Origin of the sequence: Delftia sp. UME58, from assembly GCF_014170385.1 — a bacterium.
GTDB lineage: Bacteria > Pseudomonadota > Gammaproteobacteria > Burkholderiales > Burkholderiaceae_C > Comamonas > Comamonas acidovorans.
Genome location: NZ_LZZV01000055.1, coordinates 14,523 through 37,804, shown reverse-complemented (window position 1 = coordinate 37,804; position 23,282 = coordinate 14,523). Strand labels below are relative to the sequence as shown.

The window sequence follows — 23,282 nt, the reverse complement described above, 5'->3', positions numbered from 1 at the left end:
GATGACTGCACCGGCATTGGAAATCAAGGGCCTGCAGGCCTGGTACGGCGAATCCCATGTGCTGCACGGCATGGACCTGGTGGTCCAGCCCGGCGAGGTGGTCACGCTGCTGGGGCGCAACGGCGCGGGCCGCACGTCCACGCTGCGCGCCATCATGGGTCTGACGGGCGCGCGCAAGGGCTCCATCCGGATCAACGGCGTGGAAGCCATCCACCTGCCCACGCACCGCATTGCCCACCTGGGCGTGGGCTACTGCCCTGAAGAGCGCGGCATCTTCTCCAGCCTCTCGTGCGAGGAGAACCTGATGCTGCCGCCGCCGCTCAAGACCGGCCAGCCGGGCATGAGCGTGGACGAGATCTACGCCATGTTCCCCAACCTGGCCGAGCGCCGCCACAGCCAGGGCACGCGCCTGTCGGGCGGCGAGCAGCAGATGCTGGCGGTGGCGCGCATCCTGCGCACGGGCGCGCGGCTGCTGCTGCTCGACGAAATCTCGGAAGGCCTGGCCCCCGTCATCGTGCAGGCGCTGGCCCGCATGATCACCATGCTGCGCACCAAGGGCTATACCGTGGTCATGGTGGAGCAGAACTTCCACTTCGCGGCGCCGCTGGCCGACCGCTTCTACGTGGTCGAGCACGGCCATGTGGTCGAGCGTTTCGGCGCGTCCGAGCTGCAGGCCAAGATGCCCGTGCTCAACGAACTGCTCGGAGTCTGACCCGGATATCCATCGTGGCTGGCGCCTGGGGCTCGCCGGCTGCATTCCTGCCATGGCCCTGTGACAAAAAACCCAAGACATCAACGCGAAGGAGACACCAATGAAAGCAAAACTGACCGCACTGTCGTGCATGCTGGCCGCTGCCGGCCTGGCCAGCCCGCTTGCCATGGCACAGGAGAAGGTGAAGATCGGCTTCGTGACCGACATGTCCAGCCTGTATGCGGACGTGGAAGGCAAGAACGCCGTCACCGCCATGCAGATGGCCATCGATGACTTCGGCGGCAAGGTGCTGGGCCAGCCCATCGAGCTGCTGAGCGCCGACCACCAGAACAAGGCCGACATCGCCGCCTCCAAGGTGCGCGAGTGGGTGGACACGCAAGGCATCTCGCTGGTGTTCAGCGGCACCAATTCCGGCACGGCCCTGGCGGTCTCGCAGGTGGCCAATGAGAAAAAGCGCGTGCACTTCAACAGCGGCGCGGGTTCCTCGGCACTGACCAACGAGCAGTGCAATCCCTACACCGTGCACTACGCCTATGACACCGTGGCCCTGGCCAAGGGCACGGGTACGGCCGTGGTCGAGCGCGGCGGCAAGGACTGGTTCTTCCTGACGGCCGACTACGCCTTCGGCCACGCGCTGGAGAACGACACCACGGCCGTCATCAAGGCCAAGGGCGGCAAGGTGGTGGGCGGCGTGAAGCATCCGCTCAATGCCTCGGACTTCTCGTCCTTCCTGCTGCAGGCGCAGGCCTCCAAGGCCCAGATCCTGGGCCTGGCCAATGCCGGCGGTGACACCATCAATTCGATCAAGGCGGCCAAGGAATTCGGCATCAACAAGAGCATGAAGACCGTGGGCCTGCTGGTGTTCCTGACCGACATCCACAGCCTGGGCCTGAAGAACACCGAAGGCATGCAGTTCACCACCAGCTGGTACTGGGACCAGAACGATGCGGCGCGCAAGTTCGGCGAGCGCTTCTTCGCCAAGACCAAGCGCATGCCCACCTCGATCCAGGCTGCCGACTACTCGGCCGTGACCAGCTACCTCAAGGCCGTGCAGGCCGTGAAGTCCACCGATGCCGACAAGGTCATGGCCTATCTCAAGAGCACGCCCATCGACGACTTCTACGGCAAGGGCGTGATCCGTCCCGATGGCACCTTCGCCCACGACATGTACCTGGTCGAGGTCAAGAAGCCCGCCGAGTCCAAGAGGCCCTGGGACTACCTGAAGGTCGTGGCCACGCTGCCCGCCGACCAGGTCTGGACGACCAAGGCCGAGACCAAGTGCGCGCTGTGGAAGTAACGCTGCGCCGCCACTGACCCCCAACCGCCACCCGGCCAACCACGACAGCTGTATCCCATGGAAATCTTTGGTGTTTCCCTGCCAGGCCTGATGAGCCAGCTCCTTCTGGGGCTGGTCAACGGCTCGTTCTACGCCATCCTCAGCCTGGGGCTGGCGGTGATCTTCGGCCTGCTCAACGTGATCAACTTCGCCCACGGCGCGTTGTTCATGCTGGGCGCCATGGTCACCTGGATGGCCATGAGCTACTTCAACATCAACTACTGGGTGATGCTGGTGCTGTCGCCGTTGCTGGTGGGCCTGCTGGGGGTGCTGATAGAGCGCTTCCTGTTGCGCTGGATCTACAAGCTCGACCACCTCTACGGCCTGCTGCTGACCCTGGGCCTGTCGCTGCTGATCGAGGGCCTGTTCCGCTCGGTCTACGGCGTCTCGGGCCTGGGCTACGACACGCCCGAGCTGCTGGAGGGCGCGACCAACCTGGGCTTCATGATCCTGCCCAACTACCGCGCCTGGGTGGTGCTGGCCTCCATCGTGGTCTGCGTGGCCACCTGGTTCATGATCGAGAAGACGCGCATCGGCGCCTACCTGCGGGCGGGCACCGAGAACCCGCGGCTGGTCGAGGCCTTCGGCGTCAACGTGCCCGTGATGATCACGCTGACCTATGCCTTCGGCGCGGCCCTGGCGGCGTTTGCCGGCGTGCTGGCGGCGCCCGTCTACCAGGTCACGCCGCTGATGGGGCAGAACCTCATCATCGTGGTCTTCGCCGTGGTGGTGATCGGCGGCATGGGCTCCATCATGGGCTCCATCCTCACCGGCCTGGGCCTGGGCGTGATCGAGGGCCTGACCAAGGTCTTCTGGCCCGAGGCGTCGTCCACCGTGGTGTTCTTCATCATGGTCATCGTTTTGCTCATCCGCCCCGCCGGCCTGTTCGGCAAAGAGAAATAACAAGAACGAGGACAAGGGGCCGACCACATGAAATCCAAGACTCTCGTTCAACGCATCGCCCCCTGGGGCTATGGCCTGCTGCTGCTGGGCCTGCTGGCGGCGCCCATGCTGGGCGCCTACCCGGTGTTCGTGATGAAGCTCATGTGCTTCGCACTGTTCGCCTCGGCCTTCAACCTGCTGCTGGGCTACACGGGCCTGCTGTCCTTCGGCCACGCGGCCTTCCTGGGCGGCGCGGCCTATGTGACGGGCTACGCCATCAAGGGCTGGGGCTTCACGCCCGAGCTGGCCATGCTGGCCGGCACGGCCGGGGGCGCGCTGCTGGGGCTGATCTTCGGCTGGCTGGCCATCCGGCGCCAGGGCATTTATTTCTCGATGATCACGCTGGCGCTGGCCCAGATGCTGTTCTTCGTGTGCCTGCAGGCGCCCTTCACGGGCGGCGAGGACGGACTGCAGGGCGTGCCGCGCGGCAAGCTGTTCGGCCTCATCGACCTGACCAGCGACCTGACCATGTACTACGTCACGCTGGTCATCGTGGTCCTGGCCTTCCTGCTGATCGTGCGCACCATCCACTCGCCCTTCGGCCAGGTGCTCAAGGCCATCAAGGAGAACGAGCCGCGTGCAACCTCGCTGGGCTACGACGTGGCGCGCTTCAAGCTGCTGGCCTTCGTGATCTCGGCCGCGCTCACGGGCCTGGCCGGCTCGCTCAAGACCGTGGTGCTGGGCTTTGCCACGCTGTCGGATGTGCACTGGACCACCTCCGGCCATGTGATCCTGATGACGCTGATGGGCGGCCTGGGCACGCTGTCCGGCCCCATCCTGGGCTCGGCCGTGGTGGTCATGCTGGAGAACAAGATCGGCGAGTTCGGCAGCTTCCTGCAGCGCCTCACGGGCGTGGAGTGGTTCTCCACGCTGGGCGAGTCGGTGACCATCGTCACCGGCCTGATCTTCGTGGTCTGCGTGCTGCTGTTCCGCAAGGGCATCATGGGCGAGCTGATCGCCTGGCTGCAGAAAAAGCGTACTCCTTGAGATCCTGAAGACCGCACCGAGCGCAGGGAAGGGCAGGCCACCAGGACCGCATCTGATCCTGTTGGCCTGCCCTTATCCGTTGTCGGGTTCCTGCATCCATGCCGGCAGGTCCCGCTGGCCGTGCAGCACACGCCATACATCGACGTGATGGGCGTGCTCCACATAGAACACCATGTACGGGTAGCGCGTCAGCGGCCAGGCGCACAGGCCCGGCAGATGGAGTTCATGGGCATAGCGCAGCGAGCCTGTGGCGGGGTGGCGGCCTATGTGTGCGTAGGCCTTCTCCAGCGCGTCGATGAAGCCCAGGGCTGCGTGTGCTGCCTCCTCGTCCAGGTACCAGGCAAGTATCTCTTCGACGTCCCGGTTGGCCTGCTCGTGGGGGACGATGGCCTTGGCCTTCACCTGCTGGCCTTCGCCCGCTCACGCAGTCCATCGAAATAGCCCGCATCCACCACGGCAGCTGGCGCCGAGCCCGCTCCGGCCAGCATCAGGTTGCGCAGTTGCAGGCGCTCCTGATCCCTGCGGATCAGCTCGCGGACATACTCGCTGCTTGTGCCGTAGCCACGCTGGCGAACCTGCTCATCCACAAAGGACTTGAGGGTGTCAGGCAGGGAAATGTTCATGGTGCTCATGTCGCAAGTGTGGGTTCCTTGGCAAAATTTGGCAAGATTCCCATTCCGCCAAAGCGATCACGAGCAGGTTCTCATAGCTGCAGCGGCCGGGCGTAGCCCGTCATCTCCAGATATCCCTGACCGGCTCGTGCCTCCTGGCCCGGGCCGGTCGGCCTTTGCAGGCTGCACAGGCCTTCCCAGTAGATGGCGCCGGTGGAGGCGCTGCTGTCCAGCTCCTGGTCATCGACCAGGGCGGTCACCGAAAAACGGCCTGCCGGTGTGTCCACCTGCCATTGCACGGGGTAGCGCGCTCCGCTGGCAGGGCTGCTCCAGTGGCGCAGCGGCGTGAACTGCACTGCATCGTGGGTGAAGACCTGCAGCGTGCCATCCACACCGCGCAGCGAGCCACCGGCCCACAATGCGCTGCCATCCGCCCGTCGCACGCGAAAGGCCGTGAGCGCGCCGCCGTCGAACAGGTTCATGCCTATCCAGTCCCAGCCCACGGCCTCGGGGTGCATCAGGGCCTGGCTCCATTCATGGTCCAGCCAGGCGCGGTTGTCGCCGGGCTCGCGCGCGGCCTCGATCTCCATGCGCTGGCCTGCCAGCTCCAGCATGCCGCTCACCTGCAGTTGCGGGCGGCTGTAGTAGTAGCTGGCCTGCTCGGGCTCCGGCCCCTTGCGCGAGAGGCCGGCGCGGCCCTGCAGCAGCGGGTGCTCGCGGGTCTCGAAGCGCAGGTCCAGTGCGAATGCGGTGCTGCGTACGCGGGTGGTGTAGCGTTCGGCAGGGCCTTCATCGGTGCGCTGCAGCGACCAGTCCTGCAGTCGCACGCCGGCATCGGTCTCGCTGGCCTGGGCAATGCCGAAGCCTGCGCGCGCGATGCGCTGGTCGTGGTGCAGGCGGGCGCCCTGCACATCGCACAGCGCCGCATGGGCAAACAGCAACTGGCGCGCCGCAAAGGCGGAGCGCAGCTCCTGCGTGGCCGGCACGCGCGAGCGGAAGAAGGTGATCTGGAAACCCCAGGGCCGGCCCGCCGCGCGTGCCTGGCCGGTGATGTACCACCACTCGGTGCGCAGCCCGGGGTGGCTGCCATGGTCGCGCGGGAAGACCAGCGTGCGCTGCGGCAGTGCCTGGGCGGGCAGGCCCGCGGCCCCCAGGCCCAGGCCGGCAGCCAGTCCCAGCAGATGGCGGCGGGGCAGGGGCATCATGGATCAGCCTTGCAACTGCGCGATGCGCGCCTGGGCCGGCCCGCAGTCGCCGATGCGCTGCATCACCCAGTCCGCATCATGGTAGGTGGGCAGGTAGCGTTCGCCCGCATCGCACAGCAGCGAGAGGATGGAGCCCTGCTCGCCGCGCTGGCGCATCTCGCTGGCCAGCCTGAGCATGGCCACGTAGTTGGTGCCCGTGGACGGCCCCACGCGTCGGCCCAGCAGCGCGGACAGGCTGCGCATGGCGGCCAGGGAATCGCAGTCCGCCACCTCCTCCATGCGGTCCACCAAGGTGCGCACAAAGCTGGGCTCCACGCGCGGGCGGCCTATGCCTTCGATGCGCGAGCCCGGCGCGGTGAGGGCGGCATCGCCCGTGCGGTGGTAGGCGGCGAACACCGAGCCCTCGGGATCGGCCACGCAGATGCCCGTGGCATGGCGCTGGAAACGCACGTAGCGGCCAATGGTGGCACTGGTGCCGCCCGTGCCCGCGCCCACCACGATCCAGCGCGGCACGGCATGGCGCTCGCGCCGCATCTGGGTGAACATGCTCTCCGCGATGTTGTTGTTGCCGCGCCAGTCGGTGGCGCGCTCGGCATAGGTGAACTGGTCCATGTAGTGGCCGTCGGTCTGCGCGGCCACGGCGCGTGCCTCGTCGTAGACCTGGCCTGCGCTGTCCACCAGATGGCAGCGGCCGCCGTAGAACTCGATCAGCGCAATCTTCTCGGCCGAGGTGCTGCGCGGCATCACGGCCACGAAAGGCAGGCCCAGCAGGCGCGCGAAATACGCCTCGCTCACGGCCGTGGAGCCGCTCGATGCCTCGACGATGGTCGAGCCCTCGTGCACCCAGCCATTGCACAGCGCATAGAGAAACAGCGAGCGCGCCAGCCGGTGCTTGAGGCTGCCCGTGGGGTGGGTGGATTCGTCCTTGAGGTAGAGGTCGATCCCCAGGCCGGCAAAGCCGGGCAGGGGCAACGGGATCAGGTGCGTGTCGGCACTGCGCTGGTAATCGGCCTCGATGCGGTTGATGGCCTCATGCAGCCAGGAAGAGGTGGTGTGCGGCATGGCGGCCATTGTCGCAGGCTGCCTCTTACCAATCCTCCTTGACGGCCAGTACCGCTTCGCGGCCTGCAGCCGCACGCCCGGCCAGCCAGGCCGTCAGCGTGCCTGCCGCGATCACGCTGGCAGCCAGCGCAAAAAGGCGGGGCCACGGCAGGGACAGCTCCATGGTCCAGTGAAAGCTTTGCGGATTCACCACATGCACCAGGATCACGGCCACGCCCAGGCCCAGCAGGCTGCCGGCGATGGCGCCCGCCGTGGTCCAGGCCATGCCTTCGCCGGCCACCACGGCCAGGATGTCGCGCCGCGTCAGGCCCAGGTGGGCGAGCAGGCCGAATTCCTTGCGCCGCGCCAGAACCTGGGCGCTGAAGCTGGCTGCAATGCCGAACAGGCCGATGCCGATGGCCACGGCCTGCAGCCAGTAGGTCACGGCAAAGCTGCGGTCGAAGATGCGCATGGAGCGCTCGCGCAGCGCGCCGCTGCTGGCGAACTCCAGTGCCTGGGCGCCACCGGGCCCGTCCATCAGGGACTGGATGCGCGCCTGCAGTTGCTGCGCCGTGGCGGCGTCATCAACCACCGGCCAGATGGCGATTTCGGTGGGGCCCGCGGTGGTGGCTCTGTCATGTGCAAGCTGGTGGTAGTCATCCCAGTCCATGGCGATGGCGCCGAACTGGCGCACGTAGTCACGCCAGATGCCGGCCACAAACACGCGGGAATCTTCCGACGGCAGGGCCTGGGCCAGCAGCGGCCACTCCTGGCCCGGCCGCACGCCATAGAGTTGGGCCACCGCTTCACTGACATAGACGGGCGTGCTGCCAGCGGGCGCTTGCACGGGGCCTTGTATCCACGGCAGCTGCTGGCCCTGGGGGCCATGCAGCGGTCGCAGCAGCAGGCTGACGGCGGGGCGGTCCGGACTGAGCCACAGGCTGGTGCTGCGCATGGGCTGGGCGCGCTGCACGCCAGGCAGGGCGGCAATGCGTGTGGCCAGGTCGGCAGGCAACCGGGCGGCATCGGCGCGGCCTGCGCTGCCGGCCGTGCGCAGGTACAGCGGGGCGGGCAGCACGGCGTCCAGCCAGGCGATCATGCTGTCCCTGAAGCTGGCCACCATCACGGTCAGCGCCACGGCCAGGCTCAGGCTGGCCACCACGCCGCCCACGGCCACGGTGGTGCTGCGGCGCATGCGCCGCGCGCGCTCCACGGGCAGCAGGGCCAGCGGCTGGCGCAGCAGCGATTGCGGCACCAGGCGCAGCAACTGGCCCAGCAACCAGGGCAGGGCGGCCATGCCGCCCAGCAGCAGCAGGGCCACGGCGGCATAGGCGGCGAGGGGGATGCCGGCCACGGGGGGAACAAAGGCCAGCGCCACGCTGGCTGCCATCAGCAGCAGGGCCGGCAGGCCGCGCGCTGCGCGCTCAGAGCCGGCGCCCTGGCCCTTGAGCGTGGCGGCGGGGGGCAACTCCATGGCTTGGCGCGCCGGCCACCAGCCGCCAGCCACCGTGGCGGCCACGCCCAGCAGGCCAAAGGTCAGCGCGGCGCTGGCGCTCCACTGCAGCGCGGGCTGCACGCCGGCAAAGTAGCCGCCACCCAGGTCGCCGCCCAGCAGGTGCAGGGCCAGCCAGGCCAGTCCCGCGCCCAGGGCGATGCCGGCCGCGCTGCCCACAATGCCCAGCAGCAGCGACTCCAGCAGCACCAGGCCCAGGCGCTGGCGCGGCGTCAGTCCCAGCACGGCCAGCAGGGCGAACTGCGGCGCGCGCTGGGCCACGCTGAGCGCCAGCACCGAGAACACCAGGAAGGCCCCCGTGAACAGCGCCACCAGGGCCAGCACCGTGAGGTTGACGCGGTAGGCGCGCGACATCTCGGCAATTCGCTGCTGGTCGTCGCCGGGGCGGCTGGCCAGGGCCTGGACGGGCCAGTCGGGCAGGCGGCGCAGCTCGGCCAGCAGGGACTCGCGCGTGGCGCCTTCGGCCAGCAGCACATCGATGCGGTCCACCTGGCCCCAGCGCTGCAGGCTGTCCTGCAGCGCGCCTATGTCCATCACGGCCAGCGGCGGGCCGGATGCGGCCACCGTGCCCGCGATGCGCAGGGTCTGCGCGCGCCCGCCCAGTTGCCATGGCAGGGGCGTGTGCCGCGCCTGCTCCGGCGTCAGGCCCAGGGCTTCGAGTGCCGTTGCATTGAGGAAGACCGCATCGGGCGCGAACAGGTCCAGCCGCCCGCCGCCATCGAACAGCCGAGGCATGAGCGCAGGCGCCACGGGCGCCAGCCGCAGCGCATCGCCGCCCAGCACGTGCAACTGCACCGGCGTGGCGGTACCGGCCAGTGCCGTGGCTTCGATCCAGGGTGCGGCCAAGCTGACCTGGGGCTGCTGGGCAACACGCCCATACAGCGCTTCGGGCAGGCCGCCCTGCATGGCCCGCAGCTCCAGGTCCGGCTGGCCGCTGACCGTGCGCACGGCGCGCGAGAACTCATCCAGCGCGGACTGGTTGATCACATGCACGGCAAAGCCCAGGGCCACGCCCAGCATGATGGCCACCAAGGCGGTGGCCGTGCGCCAGGGGTGCTGGCGCAGCTCCTGCCAGGAAAAGGTGCGAAGCAGGGCGAACATGGGCGGAAGATCTCTGGCGCTAGGCGGGCTGCATGCCCTGTGCGGTCAGGCGCAGCACCCGGTCTGCACGGCGCGCGGCCTCGATGGAGTGCGTGACCAGCACCAGGGCGGCCTGGTGCTCGCGTGTCTGCTGCAGCAGCAGCTCCATGACCTGCGCGGCCGTGCCGGGGTCCAGGTTGCCGGTGGGCTCGTCGGCGAGCAGCAGGGCCGGGCCATGGACCAGGGCGCGTGCAATCGCCACGCGCTGCAGCTGGCCGCCGCTGAGCTGCCAGGGCAGGCGCTGCTCCAGCCCCTGCAGTCCCACGGCCTGCAGCAACTGCTGCACGCGCAGGCGGCCTGCGGCATCCAGCCGCTGCAGCAGCATCAGCGGCAGGGCCACGTTGTGCCAGACATCCAGGTGCGGCAGCACATGGAAGGCCTGGAACACGAAGCCCACATGGCTGCGCCGCCACAGCGCGCGGCCGGTTTCATCCAGGGCCGACAGGTCCTGGCCTTGGTGCAGCACGCGGCCCTGCTGCCATTCATCGAGCCCGGCCAGGCAGTTGAGAAAGGTGGACTTGCCCACGCCCGAGTCACCCACGATGGCCACGAACTCGCCGCGCGCCACGCTGCAGTCCACGTTCTCGAAGACGGCGGTTTCCGTGCCGCCGTCGTTGCGGTAGCGCCGCGCCAGGCCCTGGACCTGAAGCAGCGGCATGTTTTCCCGGGGCACGGCAGTCATGAAGGCGGTTTCCTGTTCAGCCGTTGCGGGCCTGGTTTGCTGCAGCCACCACGGCCATCGCTGCCTGCAGCAGTTGCTGCTGGGCATCGGGCGCATCGCAGGCAATGGCATGGCGGGCGGGCATGCTGCGCAGCCAGGTGATCTGGCGCTTGGCCAGCTGGCGCGTGGCGGCAATGCCGCGTTCGCGCAGCGAGTCCATGGGGTACAGGCCGTCCAGCGATTCCCAGGCCTGGCGGTAGCCCACGCAGCGGATGGAGGGCAGGTCCAGGTGCAGGTCGCCGCGCGCGCGCAGCTGCTGCACTTCGTCGATGAAGCCGGCGTCCAGCATGGCGTCGAAGCGCTGGGCGATGCGTGCATGCAGCCAGGCGCGGTCCTGCGGCTCCAGCGAGAAGAAGCCGCCGGGGCTGATCAGTCCCGGTTCGGCATTCTTGCCACTGCGCGTATGAAAGCTGGACAGCGGCTTGCCCGACACATGCCAGACCTCCAGCGCGCGCTGTATGCGCTGGCTGTCGGCCGGCGCCAGGCGTGCGGCCGTGGCGGGATCGACCTGGGCCAGCAGCGCATGCATGGCGGGCCAGCCGATCTGCGCGGCCTGGGCGTCCAGCCGCTCGCGCACGGCGGGGTCGGCGGCCGGCATGTCGTCAATGCCATCCTGCAGGGCCTTGAAATACAGCATGGTGCCGCCCACCAGCAGCGGCAGGGCGCCGCGCGCGCGAATCTCGGCCACCAGGCGCTGCGTGTCCTGCACGAACTCGGCCGCGCTGTAGGCCTGCAGCGGGTCGCGGATATCGATCAGGTGATGGGGGCAGGCTGCCAGTTCTTCGGGCGTGGGCTTGGCCGTGCCGATGTCCATGCCGCGATAGACCAGGGCCGAGTCCACGCTGATGATTTCTGCCGCCTGGCCACGGTCGGCCAGCAGCCGGGCAAGGGCCAGGGCGGCAGCGGTCTTGCCGGAAGCGGTGGGGCCGGCGATGGCCAGGCAGGGGAGCGGGGAAGCGGTGGACATTCGAGAAACGGGAACGCAGGAAAGTGGAATCAACGGTGGCCGTCGACGCGGCCATGGCGGCGCACCAGCCCCCAGGCGACCAGGGCCGTGCACACGCCCCAGAACCAGATGCCGAAGGCCATGGGCCGGGTGGACTGGCCGTCCAGGTGCAGGCCCAGCCAGTGTCCCATGGCAAAGGCGATGAGCATCATGGTGAAGCCGTTCAGCGCCGAGGCCGTGCCCGCCGACTGCGGGAAGGGCGCGATGGCATTGCTCTGGCCGCAGGGCATGTGCACGCCATGGGCGATCTGGAAGATATAGAAGGGCAGGGCATAGGCCCAGAGGCTGCGCGCATCGGCCAGCGCCGCAATGCCGATGGCCGTGGCCGACAGCAGGCTGGCCAGCCCGGCAATCTGCACGGCGCGCCGCACATCCATGCGCTGCAGCAGCCAGCGGCACAGGAAGGTGCCCGCGATGTAGCACAGCGCGTTGCTGCCCATCAGCAGGCCGTAGCCCGTACGGCTCACGCCCAGCACATGGATATAGGTGAAGGAAGATGCGGCCAGGTTGGTGAACAGGGCCGCATAGGTGCAGCAGGTCAGCAACTGGTAGGACTGGAATCCCGGGTGGCGCACGATGGTGATCCAGTTGCGCGCCAGGGCCAGCGGCTGCAGCGCCGTGGGATTGGTGCGGGCCAGTGTCTCGGTGAAGCGCAGGGCCACCAGCAGCAGGGCCAGCGCGCCCATCACCGCCTGGGCCAGCATGGTCGAGCGCCAGCCCAGCGAATCCACCAGCAGGCTGCCGCTGACGGGGCTCAGGAAGGCGATCACGCCCAGCCCGGTCAGCGCCTTGGACATGACCTGGGCGCCCAGGTGCGGCGCGAACAGGTCGCGCACCATGGCACGCGCACACATCACGCCGGCGCCCAGCGATGCCCCCTGCAGCGCGCGCCAGGCGATCAGCGACTCCATGGTCTCTGCACTGGCGCTGCCCAGCGCGGCCAGCACGTAGATGGACATGCCCGCCAGCAGGATGGGCCGGCGCCCGAAGCGGTCGGACAGCGGCCCCCAGGCCAGCTGCGAGCAGCCGAAGGCCAGCAGGAACGCCGTCAGCGTGAGCTGCACCTGGGACACCTGGGTGGAGAAGGCCGCCTGTATCGACGGCAGGGCCGGCAGGTACAGGTCGGTGGCCAGCGGCTGCAGCCCCAGCAGCAGGCCGAGCAGGACGACGACCAGGACGGGGGACATGGCCGGCTGCGCTTGCGCGGCGGCGGGAGACAGGGGCGCTGACATAGGCGACCGAGGGTAGCAGAGAACAAGGGGTGCCGCTGTCCATGTCTGGCGGTGCATATCCATCTGCGGATTGCGCAGTTGGGAACCGGCCGGGCCCTGCCTACATTGCATTGCAGAGGAATCAACCCGATCAACGCAACTGTGAACAAAGGACCGCAATGGCAACGCTGACCGCTTTCTCCTCCCTTCCCGCCGCGCTGCGCCAGGGGGCGTGCACCCTGCTGTGGGGCGTGGCCCTGGTCGGTGGTGCGGCCCATGCCAATGCGCCTGTGCCCGAAGGCCCGCTGGTCAGCACCGAATGGCTGGCGGCCAACCTCAACCGCGCCGATGTGCGCATCGTCGAGGTCAGCGTCAACCCCGGCCTGTACGAGCGCTCCCATGTGCCGGGCGCGGTCAATTTCTCGTGGCACAACGACCTCAACGACAAGGTGCGCCGCGACATCGTGGGCAAGGAGCAGTTCGAGAAGCTGCTGTCCCAGGCCGGCGTGAAGGACGGCACGACGGTCGTGCTGTACGGCGATACCAACAACTGGTTCGCGGCCTGGGGGGCCTGGGTCTTCGACATCTATGGCGTGCAGAACGTCAAGCTGCTGGACGGCGGCCGCAAGAAATGGGAGGCCGAGAACCGCCCCCTCAACAACCGCGCCCCGGAATATGCGGCCACCACCTACCGCGTGAGCAAGGTCAACACCGCGCTGCGCGCGCGCCTGACCGATGCGCTGGCCTCGGCCGAGGGACGCAGCGACGCCAGGCTCGTCGACATCCGCTCGGCCGACGAATACCAGGGCAAGGTCTTCGCCCCGGCCGGCGTGCCGGAGCTGGCCATCCGCGCCGGCCACATCCCCGGTGCCGTCAACGTGCCCTGGGGGCAGGCCGTGCGCGAGGACGGCAGCTTCAAGTCCGCCGAAGAACTCAAGAAGCTCTATGCGGGCGTGGGCATCGACGGCAGCAAGCCCGTCATCACCTACTGCCGCATCGGCGAGCGCTCCAGCCACACCTGGTTCGCGCTGTCCAAGATCCTGGGCTACCAGGTGCGCAACTACGACGGCTCGTGGACCGAATACGGCAACTCCGTGGGCGTGCCCATCAACAACCCGGCCGGCACGGTCTGGGCCGCGAAATGATCCTGCAGTCGATCAACCTGTCTTGAAGGCGGGGGCCGGGCGAGGGGTGTCGGTGCTCTTGGTTCGACGGATCAGGGGTGGTGACGAGTGGCTTTGGCAAAAGCTCGGCTCCTTTGGGGCCCGCAGTCTGCGGGCCCCTTTTTTTTATGCGTGGATGGCAACAAAGGGGGCAGGAATGACAAGCGTGACCGGTGAGCACACGCAGAACGTGAATGGCAGGCGCAGGGCACGGGACTGGACCAGATGGCTGCCCTTGGCCGCCGTGCTGGCTGCGGCCTGGCCTGTGGCGGCGCAGCTGCAGCTGCAAGGCGGCGGGCGCACCCTGGTCTTTGCGCTGGCGCTGGGCCTGCTGCTGGGGCTGGTGCTGCAGCGCTCGCGCTTTTGCTTTTACTGCCATGCGCGCGACTGGTTCGAGTTCGGCGATCCGCGCGGCGTGCTCTCCATCCTGCTGGCGCTGGCCGTGGGATCGGCGGGCATGACCGTGGTGCTGGGCAGCTGGGTGGCCGTGCCCCAGCCGGGCCAGTTGCCGCCCGACATGCACATAGGCCCCGTGAGCTGGGTGCTGGTGCTGGCGGGCCTGGCCTTTGGCGCGGGCATGTCGGTCTCGGGCTCGTGCATCAGCGCGCACTGGTACCGGCTGGGCGAGGGCTCGCCCGTGGCGCCGTTTGCCCTGGTCGGCACGGGCCTGGGCTTCGTGCTGGGGTTTCGCAGCTGGAACCCGCTGTACAGCCTGGCCATTGCCGATGCACCCGTCATCTGGCTGCCGGCCCATCTGGGCTATGGCGGCGCGCTGGCGCTGCAACTGGCCGTGCTGGGCCTGCTGGCGGCCTGGGTCTGGCGCATTCATGGGCGCTCGGGCCGCGCACAGCCGCAGCCTGCGGCAGAACCGGCGCAGCCACCGGGCCTGCGCCAGCTGTGGCTGTCACTGTGGCAAGGCCGCTGGAACGCCGCGCTGGGCGGCCTGGCCGTGGGCCTGATCGCGGCCGCCGCCATCGTGCGCATGCGGCCGCTGGGCGTGACCACCACGCTGGGCAGCACCGTGCGTGGCTGGGCCCAGGCGGGCGGCTGGGTGCCCGAGCGCCTGCACGGCCTCGACACCCTGGGCGGTTGCGCCACGGCCGTGCTCAACAGCCTGCTTACCCCTCATGCCGTGCTGCTGCTGGGCCTGGTGGCCGGTGCCTGGGGCGCTGCCGTGGCCAGCCGCCAGTGGACGCCGCGCCGCCCCACCTGGCGCGATGCGGCTCGCGGCCTGGCCGGTGGCGCCTTGCTGGGCTGGGGTGCCATGACGGGGCTGGGCTGCACCATCGGCACGCTGCTGTCGGGCAGCATGGCGGGCGCGCTGTCGGGCTGGGTCTTTGGCGCGGCCGTGTTCACGGCGCTGTGGGCGGGTTTCGTGCTGCGGCGCTGGCGGGCCAGCCGGGACTGAGGTCCTTCAGCCGGCAGCCACGCCCAGCAGCAGATCCGCGATCTCCTCCGGATACCGCTGCCGGCTTCCGTCGATGAGCACGCAGCCGGGCGCCTCGGGGTCGGGCCTGGCCAGGGGCATGCCGTGGTCGATGAGGGCCTGGGCGCAGCCCAGCCAGTCGCCGCCGCCGGGTTCCGTGGATTCAGGCCGGTTCAGCGATGCCCAGCACAGGGTGCCTGCGCAGTTGTCGCCATAGGCGTGGCGTTCGGTCCACCGTGCGCCGTGCTCCAGCAGGAAGCGCGCCATGGCGGCATCGCCACGGAACACGGCCTGGTTCAGTGCGGATGCATCCCAGTCGCCGCCGCGCGCGGCGATGGGCCAGCCCAGTTCCACCATGCAGCGCACGGCGTCCATGCAGCCCAGGGCCGCCAGTTCGGGCAGCATGCGCAGTTGTTCGGGCGCTAGGCCCTGGAGCAGCCCGGGGTGGGCTGCGGCAAGACGGCGGGCCTGTGCTGCGTCGCCCACGGCGCAGGCGGCCAGGAGTTGCTCCTGCGGCGTGGTGGGCTCTCTGCCCGCCGCCTGTTCCAGCAGGGCGGCCACGTCGGGCAGGCCGAAGCGCCGCGCCAGTGCAGCGGCACTCAGGCCCTGCGGCGTGCGGACCGACGGATCGGCGCCGGCATCCAGCAGCGCCTGCACATGGGCGGGCGAGCGGCGCCGGCGGATGGCCCATAGCAGCGGGCGGCCCCATTCGCCCTGGCCGTTGTCCTCGTTCGGATCGGCGCCATGCTCCAGCAGCAGGCGCAGGGCCTGCACATCGTCCAGGTCCAGCACGCGGAACAGGGCATTGCTGCCGTCCACGCGTGCGCCGGCTTGCAGCAGCAGCCGCGTGCATTCGCGGCTGGCGGGCGTGCCTTCCAGCGAGTGGTAGAGCGATTCGCCGTCGTTGGGGTCGGCGCCGGCCTGCAGCAGCATCTGCGTCAGTTGCGCATCATGGTTCTGGTCGGCCGCGCCATAGAGGGCCGACAGCCGCTCGGTATCGGAGGGGGACTGCAGCGAGGCGGGTGGCCAGCGGTTGCCTATGGTCTGCAGCGGGTCGGCGCCCGCGTCCAGCAGCCAGCGCGCGCATGCGTGCAGGTGCTCGGTGAATTCGGGCAGGCGCAGCAGGCAGGAATGGGTGACGGCCATCAGCGGCGGCAGCGCCAACGGCCCGCCTGCTCGGCGCAGCCAGCCGGGGTCGCTGCGCTCGGCCTCGCGCAGCACGGCCAGATTGCCGGTGGCGCAGGCCACCCAGGGATCACTGCCATCACTGCCCGCAAGTTCCGGCCGCTCGTCCAGCAGGCGCCGGGCCAGCGCGGGCTGCGCGCGGTGCGTGCCGCCCGCCACATCGCCGGCATAGACCAGGGCCAGCCAGTGCAGCCGGGACTTCTCTGGGTCCGCCGCCAGGCGCTGGCATGCCTCGACGTAGCCTGACAGCTCGCTCCATGAAGCGAAACCGTGCTCGCGCGCCACGCAGGACTGGGCGTCGTGCAGCCGCAGGTCCTTGGCGGCCAGTGCCTCATCGGCAAGGCCTTTGGCCGCTGGCAGGTGGGAGCGCAAGGACTCCATGGCCTGGGCCGAGCCTGCGCGATAGGCGGCCAGCAGTTGCTTGGCCTGTTTCTTGAGGTGGCCCATGTCGGGCCGGGCGGGAATGCGTTTCACAGGAATACCTCCGTGCACGAAGGCCAATGACCTGCAGCTTGGCGCACAAAGGCATGTGGCAAGAGAAAAACGCCGGGAGGCGCATACAGGTGGGTTCAACCCTTCCCGCAGGTCCGGGTGCGGCCTGCACCGCAAGCGCGGATGTTAGCGCAAGGCGACAGTCATCTGGGTGACAGCCGGCAGCCCCTGCTTGCGGGTTCCTACCCGCATGGCGGGCCAGTTGTCTGGCATAGGCTGCGTCGGCAATCCCGCTTGAACCTTTTTTTTGCGCGCGTTCCCCTCAACACCTTCATCCCAAGGAGACAGTCTTATGCGAGCCCTGCGTTGGAATCGTTGGAAGTATCTCGGTCTGCTGGCGGCCACGGGCCTTGCGGCCTGCGGCGGGGGGGACGGTGATGCGCCCGAGGAGACGCGGGCACAGGACAGCCGCAGCTTTGTGCCGGCCAATCCTTCGGCCACCAGCTTCGATGCGCTGGCCGCCGCTTCGGGCGATGTGGTCGACAACGCCAGCACCAGCCGCTGGGCCGGTGTGCTGGAAGGCGCGGCCTACCGCATCGAGGTGCCGGCCAACTGGAATGGCCGCCTGGTGATGTATGCCCACGGCTATGCGGGCGAGGGCAGTGCGCTCAACGTCACCAATCCGTCCATACGCCGGTACCTGATCCAGAACGGCTATGCCTGGGCGGCGTCCAGCTACAGCAAGAACTACTACGACGTGCGCGCCGGCGTGGAGGACACGAATGCGCTGGCGCTGGCCTTCAACCGCCTGGCCGCATCCCACGGCCGGCCGCTGGCGCAGCCGCAGCGCCTGTACATCACCGGCCATTCCATGGGCGGCCATGTCACGGCGGCGGCCATCGAGGCCGAGGCCCAGGCCACCGCGAGGAACAAGGTGCGCTACCAGGGTGCCGTGCCCATGTGCGGCGTGACGGGAGATACCGAACTGTTCGACTACTTCGCCGCGGCCCAGGTCACCGCGCAGGCCATGGCCGGCGTGGCCCAGCGCCCTGTCACCGAGTGGGCCGCCATCCAGGGCCAGGTAACCTCGGCCCTGTTCACCACCTTTCCGTCGGCTCCCACCGCGACGGGGCGCGCCTATCTGTCGGTCATCCAGAACCTCACGGGTGGCCCGCGCCCGCTGTTCGATCTGGGCGTGGCCGTGGGCGGCTCGTTCGCGCCGGTCTGGGGCGTGTTCGGCAGCGATGGCTCGGTCAACGGCATCCTGAACCGCAATGTGACTGATACCAACCGCTTCACCTACCGCATCGACGGGGATGCCGCGGCCTCGGCCGCGCTCAATGCCGCCGCGCAAAGGCGCACGGCCGCTCCCGATGCCAACCGGCCGCGCCGCGACGGCCTGCGCTGGATTCCCGTGACTTCCGGCGATATCAACATCCCCGTGGTGACCCTGCATACGCTGGGCGATCTGTATGTGCCCTTCAGCATGGAGCAGATCTACCAGCGCCGCGTGGCCGACAAGGGCCGGAGCCAGTGGCTGGTGCAGCGCGCCATCCGCGGCGCATCGCACTGCGACTTCACCGTGGCCGAACAGGTGGAAGCCTTCGATGCCATGGTGCAGTGGGAGCAGGGCGGCGCCAAGCCGGGAGGTGACGATGTGCAGACGGCCGCCACGGTGGCCGCGCCCACCTATGGCTGCCGCTACACGCGCAACACGCTGGGCCCGGATGACAGCACCACCACGCGGCAGTTGCGCGCCGTGATCTCGCAGAACGCGGCAAGCTGCCCGTAGCGCGGAAGGCGGCGCAGGCTGCGCCGCTCAGCGCGGGCTTGCCGGCGCTGTGGGCGCCTGTGCGAGCAGGCGCAGCCCGAACAGCTCGTCCAGCGCCTGCCGGTATTGCTCCATGGCGCGCGACTGGGTGTTGTGGTGGTTGCCGCCTTCGATGAGCACGAAGCGCTTGGGCTCGCTGGCCGCCTCGAACAGCTGGCGGCCCAGCGTGGCGGGGATCAGCGGATCGGCGCTGCCGTGCACGACCAGCAGCGGCGAGCCTATGCCGGCCACCTTGTCGATGGAGGCAAAGCGCTGGGTGATCAGCGGCCCCACGGGCAGCCAGCCCCAGCGGAAGCTGCGGACCACGTCGGGAATGCTGGTGAAGGTGGCCTCGACCATGACGCCGGCCTCATCCTGGACGCTGCGTGCCAGGTCGATGGCGATGGCGCCCCCCAGCGAATGGCCGAAGATGAAGCGCGGCCGGTCAGGCGCGTGCCGGCCCAGCCAGTCCCAGCCTGCGCGGGCATCCTCTGCGGCCGATTCCTCGGACGGCAGGCCGGCGCTGCTCTTGCCAAAGCCCCGGTAGTCGATGGCCAGCACCGAAAAGCCCAGTTCGTGCAGCCGCCGGATGCGCGGCGAGGAGCCGGCAACGTTCCAGCGCGCGCCATGCAGGTACAGCAGCACGGGGGCGTTGCTGGCCGTGGCCGGCTGGGGCAGCCACAGCGCATGCAGGCGGGCGCCGTCCTGCGCCGGCATGTCGATCCAGACATCTTCCATGCCGGCCGTGTTGGCGCCGGGCCAGCTGCGGTCGCTGGGCTGGAAGATCCATTCGCGCTGCTTGGTGTCCAGCACGGAGCAGCCGCTGGCCGCCAGCAGCGCGGCCACGCCCAGCGCCGCCGTGATCCGGTGCAGGCGCCTTCGGGGCCACAGAAAGGGAAGCATTGAGGGCATGACGCAACAATGGATGCACGGGCCGGCCAAAAGTTCAGCGCCGCTGCCCTGCGGGCCGGCGCTGTCATGGATTGGCGCTATTCTTGCCGCTGGTTCGCGGGCCGACAAGGCGATGCGGGCCTCTCCCCACTGTTGATGAGTGAACCTGTATGCCGATACGCCTGGGCCTGGCCGCCAACCGAATCCACCACCAAACCGAGGATGCCGCACTGTTCGGCTGGCTGCGCGCCTGCGAGTCCGGCATCCGCGAGCTGCAGCTGGGCCTGCATGCCGTGGGCCGTACCTTCGACGCCATCCAGGCCGCCGGCATGCTGGCGTCCTACCGGGGCCTGCGCCGCTATCCCTATGGCCGCGAAGGCGGGCTGATGAAGCTGGTGGCCGAGGTGGTGGGCGTGGAAGGCGACGAGCGCACGATTGACGGCGCCATTTATCTGACCGACCCGGTCGATCCGTCCTCCATCTTCCCCGAGGCCGTGGCGCTCAAGCGCCAATGCGTGATCCACGGCAAGCCCTTCCTGTCCACCGTGGCCTCGGCGCGCGACTGGATCGAGATGGAGCGCATCCATGCCGGCCTTCCCAGGGATGCCGGCGCGCAGCGCTTCCACGACTACGCGCAGCAGACGCTGGCGCTGATCGCCCACGATGCGCTCAAGCCCACCATGCTGGATTTCGCGGCACGCAACTTCGAGCTGCTGTCGCGCTTCGGCCGGCGTGTGGGCACGGGCACCACGGGCCAGCGGCTCAACGAAATGGCCTGGAGCCGTGGCTGGCCCGAGGACCGACCCTGGGTGGACCGCTACAACAGCGGCCCGCTGGGCGGCGATGCGCAGATCGCCGACCTGGTGCTGGACCGCCGCTGCCAGCGCGTGATCTTCTTCGAGGACCCGCATGTGGCGCGCCAGCACGAGGCCGACATCCAGCTGCTGGAGCGCGCCGTGACCACGGTGACGCACGACACGGTCTGCACCACTTCTCCGGCTGTGGCGCAGCGCTGGTGCGATGCGGCCTTGATGCGCCGCTGAGACCTTCGTCGCGCAGACGACAGCCTTGCGGCCTGCGGGCGGGCGAACACCCGTGACCGGCCGAGGGCTTTCTGCAAGACTGGCCGTTTCCAAAACCAAGGAGACAACGATGGTCAGTCCGCTCTTTCGGCGTTCCCGGCATGCCATGGCCATGCTGGCCCTGCTGGCGCTACTGCCCGGCTGGGTGGCGGCCCAGGCACAGGCCCCCGCAGCGCCCGCGCTGCCGCCGCCCGACAGCGTGCGCCTGGAGCAACTGGGGCTGATGCAGGGCTTTCCTCCGGCCGCAGACAAGCGTGTGGATGTGTCCAACGGCTACCGCTATCCGCAACTGCGCTGGGTGGTGCAGCACCTGCGCGAAATTCAGCCCACGCAGAACATCCGGCGCGGCGCGGCGGCGCCCTCGGCCCTGCCCGAGGCGCCCATGGCCCTGGGCGGCCTGCGCTTTGACGACGACAAGGGCCAGCCCGTCACCGTGGACCAGTGGCTGGACCGCACCTACACCGACGCCATCGTGGTGCTGCACAAGGGGCGGGTGGTCTTCGAGCGCTACCAGAACCAGATGCAGGCCAGCTCGCCGCACCTGCTGTTCTCGGTCACCAAATCGTTCACCGGCCTGATGGCCGCGCAACTGGCCCACGAGGGGCGCATCGACCCCCAGGCGCTGGTGACGAAGTACGTGCCCGAGCTGGAAGGCTCGGCCTGGGGCGACATGACGGTGCGCCAGGTCATGGACATGACCGGGGCCGTGCGCTTTCGCGAGGACTACACCGACCCCAGGACCGAGATCTTCGGCTACTCCTGGGCCTCGGGCATGCTGCCGCGTCCGCCCGGCTACGCGGGGCCGACCAATGTCTACGACTTTCTCAAGACCCTGCCCAAGGAGGGCACCCACGGCGAGGGCTTTGTCTACCGCACCGTGCATTCCGAGGTGCTGGGCTGGATCGTCTCGCGCGTCACCCAGCGGCGCTGGAGCGATCTCATGAGCGAGAACATCTGGCAGAAGCTGGGCATGCAGGAAGACGCCTATGTGATGGTGGACAGCACCGGCACGCCCCTGCAGGGCGCGGGCCTGAACGCCACGGCGCGCGACCTGGCGCGCGTGGGCGAGATGCTGCGCCTGGGCGGCAGCTTCAACGGCCACAAGATCTTCGACAAGGCGGTGCTGGACGACATTGCGCGCGGCGGCGACCGCGAGCAGTTCAAGTTCCGCGGCATCCAGGCCGCGCGGCCCGGCTACAGCTACCGCAACCAGTGGTGGGTGCTGCACAACGCCGATGGCGCCTACGAGGCGGCCGGCATACACGGCCAGTTCATCCACGTGAACCCGGCCGCGCAGATGGTGGTGGTCAAGCTGTCATCGCACCCGGTGGCGGGCGCGGGCTTCACCCAGGCGCTGACGCTCAAGGCCTGGGCGGCGCTGGCCGATGCGGTGCGCGATAGGTAAGGCGTGCGAATCCATCTCTTTCCATGAAAAAAGCCCATGCAGCAGGCTGCATGGGCTTTCGTCAGGGATTGGGAGCTTTGATGCTCAGATCACGCCCTGTGCCAGCATGGCGTCGGCCACCTTGACGAAGCCGGCGATGTTGGCGCCGTCGATGTAGCTGACCGTGCCGTCCTCGCGCTTGCCGTACTTCAGGCAGGCGGCGTGGATGCCTTGCATGATCTGCAGCAGGCGGGCATCGACTTCCTCGGCGGGCCAGGACAGGCGGGCCGCGTTCTGGCTCATCTCCAGCCCCGAGGTGGCCACGCCACCGGCGTTGCTGGCCTTGCCCGGCGCGTACAGCACGCCGGCCTTCTCGAAGGCCTTGGCGGCTTCGATGGTCGAGGGCATGTTGGCGCCTTCGGCCACGCAGACCACGCCGTTGGCGATCAGCACCTTGGCGTCTTCCTCGGTCAGTTCGTTCTGCGTGGCGCAGGGCAGGGCCACGTCCACCTTCAGGTGCCACGGCGTCTTGCCGCGCAGGAACTCGGCGCCCACCAGCTTGGCGTACTCGTCCACGCGGCCGTAGCGGTGGTTCTTCACGTCCATCAGGATGGCCAGCTTCTCGGTGGTGAAGCCGTCCTGGTCATACACGGTGCCCGAGGAGTCGGAGACCGACACCACCTTGGCACCCAGCTGCAAGGCCTTCTCCACGGCGTACTGGGCCACATTGCCCGAACCCGAGACGGAGACGGTCTTGCCTGCGAAGGACTGGCCGCGCGTGGCCAGCATTTCCTGGGCGAAGTAGACGGTGCCGTAGCCGGTGGCTTCGGGGCGGATCAGCGAGCCGCCGAAGGACAGGCCCTTGCCCGTGAACACGCTGGCGGCGCTGTTGGACAGCTTCTTGTACATGCCGGCCATGAAGCCCACTTCGCGGCCGCCCACGCCGATGTCGCCTGCCGGCACGTCGGTATCCGGGCCCACGTGGCGGAACAGCTCGGTGACGAAGGCCTGGCAAAAGCGCATGACTTCAGCGGGGCTCTTGCCCTTGGGATCGAAGTCCGAGCCGCCCTTGCCGCCGCCCATGGGCAGGGTGGTCAGCGCGTTCTTGAAGGTCTGCTCGAAGGCCAGGAACTTGAGCACGGACAGCGTGACCGAGGGGTGGAAACGCAGGCCGCCCTTGTAGGGGCCGATGGCCATGCTGTGCTGGATGCGGAAACCGCGGTTGACCTGCACATGGCCCTTGTCGTCGGTCCAGCTCACGCGGAACATGACCACGCGCTCGGGCTCGACCAGGCGCTCCAGCAGGCCGAGTTCGGCGTACTTGGGGTTCTTCTCGATGAAGGGCCAGAGGCTTTCCATCACTTCGGTGACGGCTTGCAGGAATTCGGGCTGGCCGGGGTTGCGTTGCGCCACTTCTTCAAGGAATTGGCCGACGGACTCGTACTTCATGGAAAAACCTCTGACTAAAAAACGGCTGCGGGAAG

At 68.8% G+C, this 23,282-nt stretch carries 20 protein-coding genes; 9 read left to right on the top strand and 11 right to left on the bottom strand.

Going from position 1 to position 23,282, the window contains the following annotated elements:
• The first annotated feature begins 1 nt into the window (after position 1).
• The 4 genes from A9976_RS15710 (at position 2) to A9976_RS15695 (ending at position 3,977) form a co-directional block, all read left to right on the top strand.
• Entirely contained in the window at positions 2-712 is a 711-nt protein-coding gene (locus tag A9976_RS15710; protein WP_012206962.1) for an ABC transporter ATP-binding protein, read from the top strand.
• Between the two features lie 100 nt (positions 713-812).
• Positions 813-2,009, top strand: a complete 1,197-nt coding sequence (locus tag A9976_RS15705) for an ABC transporter substrate-binding protein (RefSeq protein ID WP_183019785.1) — start codon at positions 813-815, stop codon at positions 2,007-2,009.
• A 57-nt stretch (positions 2,010-2,066) separates the two neighbouring features.
• Complete coding sequence (locus tag A9976_RS15700) at positions 2,067-2,951, top strand: branched-chain amino acid ABC transporter permease (protein WP_012206960.1); 885 nt, start codon at positions 2,067-2,069, stop codon at positions 2,949-2,951.
• Positions 2,952-2,978: 27 nt separating this feature from the next.
• On the top strand, positions 2,979-3,977 hold the full coding sequence (locus A9976_RS15695) for a branched-chain amino acid ABC transporter permease (RefSeq protein WP_012206959.1): 999 nt from the start codon (positions 2,979-2,981) through the stop codon (positions 3,975-3,977).
• A gap of 72 nt (positions 3,978-4,049) precedes the next feature.
• Here A9976_RS15695 and A9976_RS15690 read toward each other — a convergent pair whose 3' ends face one another.
• The 8 genes from A9976_RS15690 to A9976_RS15655 form a co-directional block, all read right to left on the bottom strand.
• Positions 4,050-4,379, bottom strand: a complete 330-nt coding sequence (locus A9976_RS15690; protein ID WP_183019784.1) for a type II toxin-antitoxin system RelE/ParE family toxin — start codon at positions 4,377-4,379, stop codon at positions 4,050-4,052.
• Positions 4,376-4,609, bottom strand: coding sequence for a type II toxin-antitoxin system ParD family antitoxin (locus A9976_RS15685; protein WP_183019783.1), 234 nt, complete (start codon positions 4,607-4,609; stop codon positions 4,376-4,378). The genes A9976_RS15690 and A9976_RS15685 overlap by 4 nt, the downstream gene beginning before the upstream one ends.
• 71 nt (positions 4,610-4,680) lie before the next feature.
• Complete coding sequence (locus tag A9976_RS15680) at positions 4,681-5,793, bottom strand: lipocalin-like domain-containing protein (RefSeq protein ID WP_183019782.1); 1,113 nt, start codon at positions 5,791-5,793, stop codon at positions 4,681-4,683.
• Positions 5,794-5,796: 3 nt separating this feature from the next.
• Complete coding sequence (locus tag A9976_RS15675) at positions 5,797-6,864, bottom strand: PLP-dependent cysteine synthase family protein (protein WP_183019781.1); 1,068 nt, start codon at positions 6,862-6,864, stop codon at positions 5,797-5,799.
• Positions 6,865-6,880: 16 nt separating this feature from the next.
• On the bottom strand, positions 6,881-9,448 hold the full coding sequence (locus tag A9976_RS15670) for an FtsX-like permease family protein (protein ID WP_183019780.1): 2,568 nt from the start codon (positions 9,446-9,448) through the stop codon (positions 6,881-6,883).
• Positions 9,449-9,467: 19 nt separating this feature from the next.
• Complete coding sequence (locus tag A9976_RS15665) at positions 9,468-10,169, bottom strand: ABC transporter ATP-binding protein (RefSeq protein WP_183019779.1); 702 nt, start codon at positions 10,167-10,169, stop codon at positions 9,468-9,470.
• A gap of 16 nt (positions 10,170-10,185) precedes the next feature.
• Complete coding sequence (miaA, locus tag A9976_RS15660; protein WP_183019778.1) at positions 10,186-11,175, bottom strand: tRNA (adenosine(37)-N6)-dimethylallyltransferase MiaA; 990 nt, start codon at positions 11,173-11,175, stop codon at positions 10,186-10,188.
• 29 nt (positions 11,176-11,204) lie between these two features.
• Entirely contained in the window at positions 11,205-12,401 is a 1,197-nt protein-coding gene (locus tag A9976_RS15655; RefSeq protein WP_043795801.1) for a multidrug effflux MFS transporter, read from the bottom strand.
• A 203-nt stretch (positions 12,402-12,604) separates the two neighbouring features.
• On the opposite strand from A9976_RS15655, the gene A9976_RS15650 reads away from it, so the two are divergent.
• Together A9976_RS15650 and A9976_RS15645 are read left to right on the top strand one after the other, a co-directional pair.
• On the top strand, positions 12,605-13,570 hold the full coding sequence (locus A9976_RS15650; RefSeq protein ID WP_183019777.1) for a sulfurtransferase: 966 nt from the start codon (positions 12,605-12,607) through the stop codon (positions 13,568-13,570).
• 175 nt (positions 13,571-13,745) lie between these two features.
• On the top strand, positions 13,746-14,996 hold the full coding sequence (locus A9976_RS15645; RefSeq protein WP_183019776.1) for a YeeE/YedE family protein: 1,251 nt from the start codon (positions 13,746-13,748) through the stop codon (positions 14,994-14,996).
• Positions 14,997-15,002: 6 nt separating this feature from the next.
• Here the strand turns inward: A9976_RS15645 and A9976_RS15640 are convergent, their stop codons facing one another.
• The gene (locus A9976_RS15640; protein ID WP_183019775.1) at positions 15,003-16,673 is read right to left on the bottom strand and encodes an ankyrin repeat domain-containing protein; all 1,671 of its coding nucleotides are present in this window, start codon (positions 16,671-16,673) and stop codon (positions 15,003-15,005) included.
• 310 nt (positions 16,674-16,983) lie between these two features.
• Between A9976_RS15640 and A9976_RS15635 the strand changes: the two genes are divergently transcribed.
• On the top strand, positions 16,984-18,423 hold the full coding sequence (locus A9976_RS15635) for an alpha/beta hydrolase (protein ID WP_183019774.1): 1,440 nt from the start codon (positions 16,984-16,986) through the stop codon (positions 18,421-18,423).
• A 27-nt stretch (positions 18,424-18,450) separates the two neighbouring features.
• On the opposite strand, the gene A9976_RS15630 is transcribed toward A9976_RS15635, so the two are convergent.
• Entirely contained in the window at positions 18,451-19,353 is a 903-nt protein-coding gene (locus A9976_RS15630; protein WP_183019773.1) for an alpha/beta hydrolase, read from the bottom strand.
• 149 nt (positions 19,354-19,502) lie between these two features.
• Here A9976_RS15630 and A9976_RS15625 point away from each other — a divergent pair, with 149 nt between their 5' ends.
• Positions 19,503-20,375 carry a methylglyoxal synthase gene (locus tag A9976_RS15625; RefSeq protein ID WP_012206945.1) on the top strand — a complete coding sequence of 291 codons (873 nt, stop codon included), beginning with the start codon at positions 19,503-19,505 and terminating at the stop codon, positions 20,373-20,375.
• Between the two features lie 109 nt (positions 20,376-20,484).
• A complete protein-coding gene (locus tag A9976_RS15620) occupies positions 20,485-21,819 on the top strand; it encodes a serine hydrolase (protein ID WP_183019772.1) in 1,335 nt (444 codons plus the stop codon).
• Between the two features lie 84 nt (positions 21,820-21,903).
• Here the strand turns inward: A9976_RS15620 and gdhA are convergent, their stop codons facing one another.
• Positions 21,904-23,247, bottom strand: coding sequence for an NADP-specific glutamate dehydrogenase (gene gdhA / locus A9976_RS15615; RefSeq protein ID WP_013801081.1), 1,344 nt, complete (start codon positions 23,245-23,247; stop codon positions 21,904-21,906).
• Positions 23,248-23,282 lie beyond the last annotated feature (35 nt).

Excerpts from the sequence above, each read along its gene's own strand:
- A9976_RS15710 (WP_012206962.1), top strand. The coding sequence starts at position 2 with ATGACTGCACCGGCATTGGAAATCAAGGGCCTGCAGGCCTGGTACGGC.
- A9976_RS15705 (WP_183019785.1), top strand. The coding sequence starts at position 813 with ATGAAAGCAAAACTGACCGCACTGTCGTGCATGCTGGCCGCTGCCGGC.
- A9976_RS15700 (WP_012206960.1), top strand. The coding sequence starts at position 2,067 with ATGGAAATCTTTGGTGTTTCCCTGCCAGGCCTGATGAGCCAGCTCCTT.
- A9976_RS15695 (WP_012206959.1), top strand. The coding sequence starts at position 2,979 with ATGAAATCCAAGACTCTCGTTCAACGCATCGCCCCCTGGGGCTATGGC.
- A9976_RS15685 (WP_183019783.1), bottom strand. The coding sequence starts at position 4,609 with ATGAGCACCATGAACATTTCCCTGCCTGACACCCTCAAGTCCTTTGTG.
- A9976_RS15680 (WP_183019782.1), bottom strand. The coding sequence starts at position 5,793 with ATGATGCCCCTGCCCCGCCGCCATCTGCTGGGACTGGCTGCCGGCCTG.
- A9976_RS15675 (WP_183019781.1), bottom strand. The coding sequence starts at position 6,864 with ATGGCCGCCATGCCGCACACCACCTCTTCCTGGCTGCATGAGGCCATC.
- A9976_RS15670 (WP_183019780.1), bottom strand. The coding sequence starts at position 9,448 with ATGTTCGCCCTGCTTCGCACCTTTTCCTGGCAGGAGCTGCGCCAGCAC.
- A9976_RS15665 (WP_183019779.1), bottom strand. The coding sequence starts at position 10,169 with ATGACTGCCGTGCCCCGGGAAAACATGCCGCTGCTTCAGGTCCAGGGC.
- miaA (WP_183019778.1), bottom strand. The coding sequence starts at position 11,175 with ATGTCCACCGCTTCCCCGCTCCCCTGCCTGGCCATCGCCGGCCCCACC.
- A9976_RS15655 (WP_043795801.1), bottom strand. The coding sequence starts at position 12,401 with ATGTCCCCCGTCCTGGTCGTCGTCCTGCTCGGCCTGCTGCTGGGGCTG.
- A9976_RS15650 (WP_183019777.1), top strand. The coding sequence starts at position 12,605 with ATGGCAACGCTGACCGCTTTCTCCTCCCTTCCCGCCGCGCTGCGCCAG.
- A9976_RS15645 (WP_183019776.1), top strand. The coding sequence starts at position 13,746 with ATGACAAGCGTGACCGGTGAGCACACGCAGAACGTGAATGGCAGGCGC.
- A9976_RS15635 (WP_183019774.1), top strand. The coding sequence starts at position 16,984 with ATGCGAGCCCTGCGTTGGAATCGTTGGAAGTATCTCGGTCTGCTGGCG.
- A9976_RS15630 (WP_183019773.1), bottom strand. The coding sequence starts at position 19,353 with ATGCCCTCAATGCTTCCCTTTCTGTGGCCCCGAAGGCGCCTGCACCGG.
- A9976_RS15625 (WP_012206945.1), top strand. The coding sequence starts at position 19,503 with ATGCCGATACGCCTGGGCCTGGCCGCCAACCGAATCCACCACCAAACC.
- A9976_RS15620 (WP_183019772.1), top strand. The coding sequence starts at position 20,485 with ATGGTCAGTCCGCTCTTTCGGCGTTCCCGGCATGCCATGGCCATGCTG.
- gdhA (WP_013801081.1), bottom strand. The coding sequence starts at position 23,247 with ATGAAGTACGAGTCCGTCGGCCAATTCCTTGAAGAAGTGGCGCAACGC.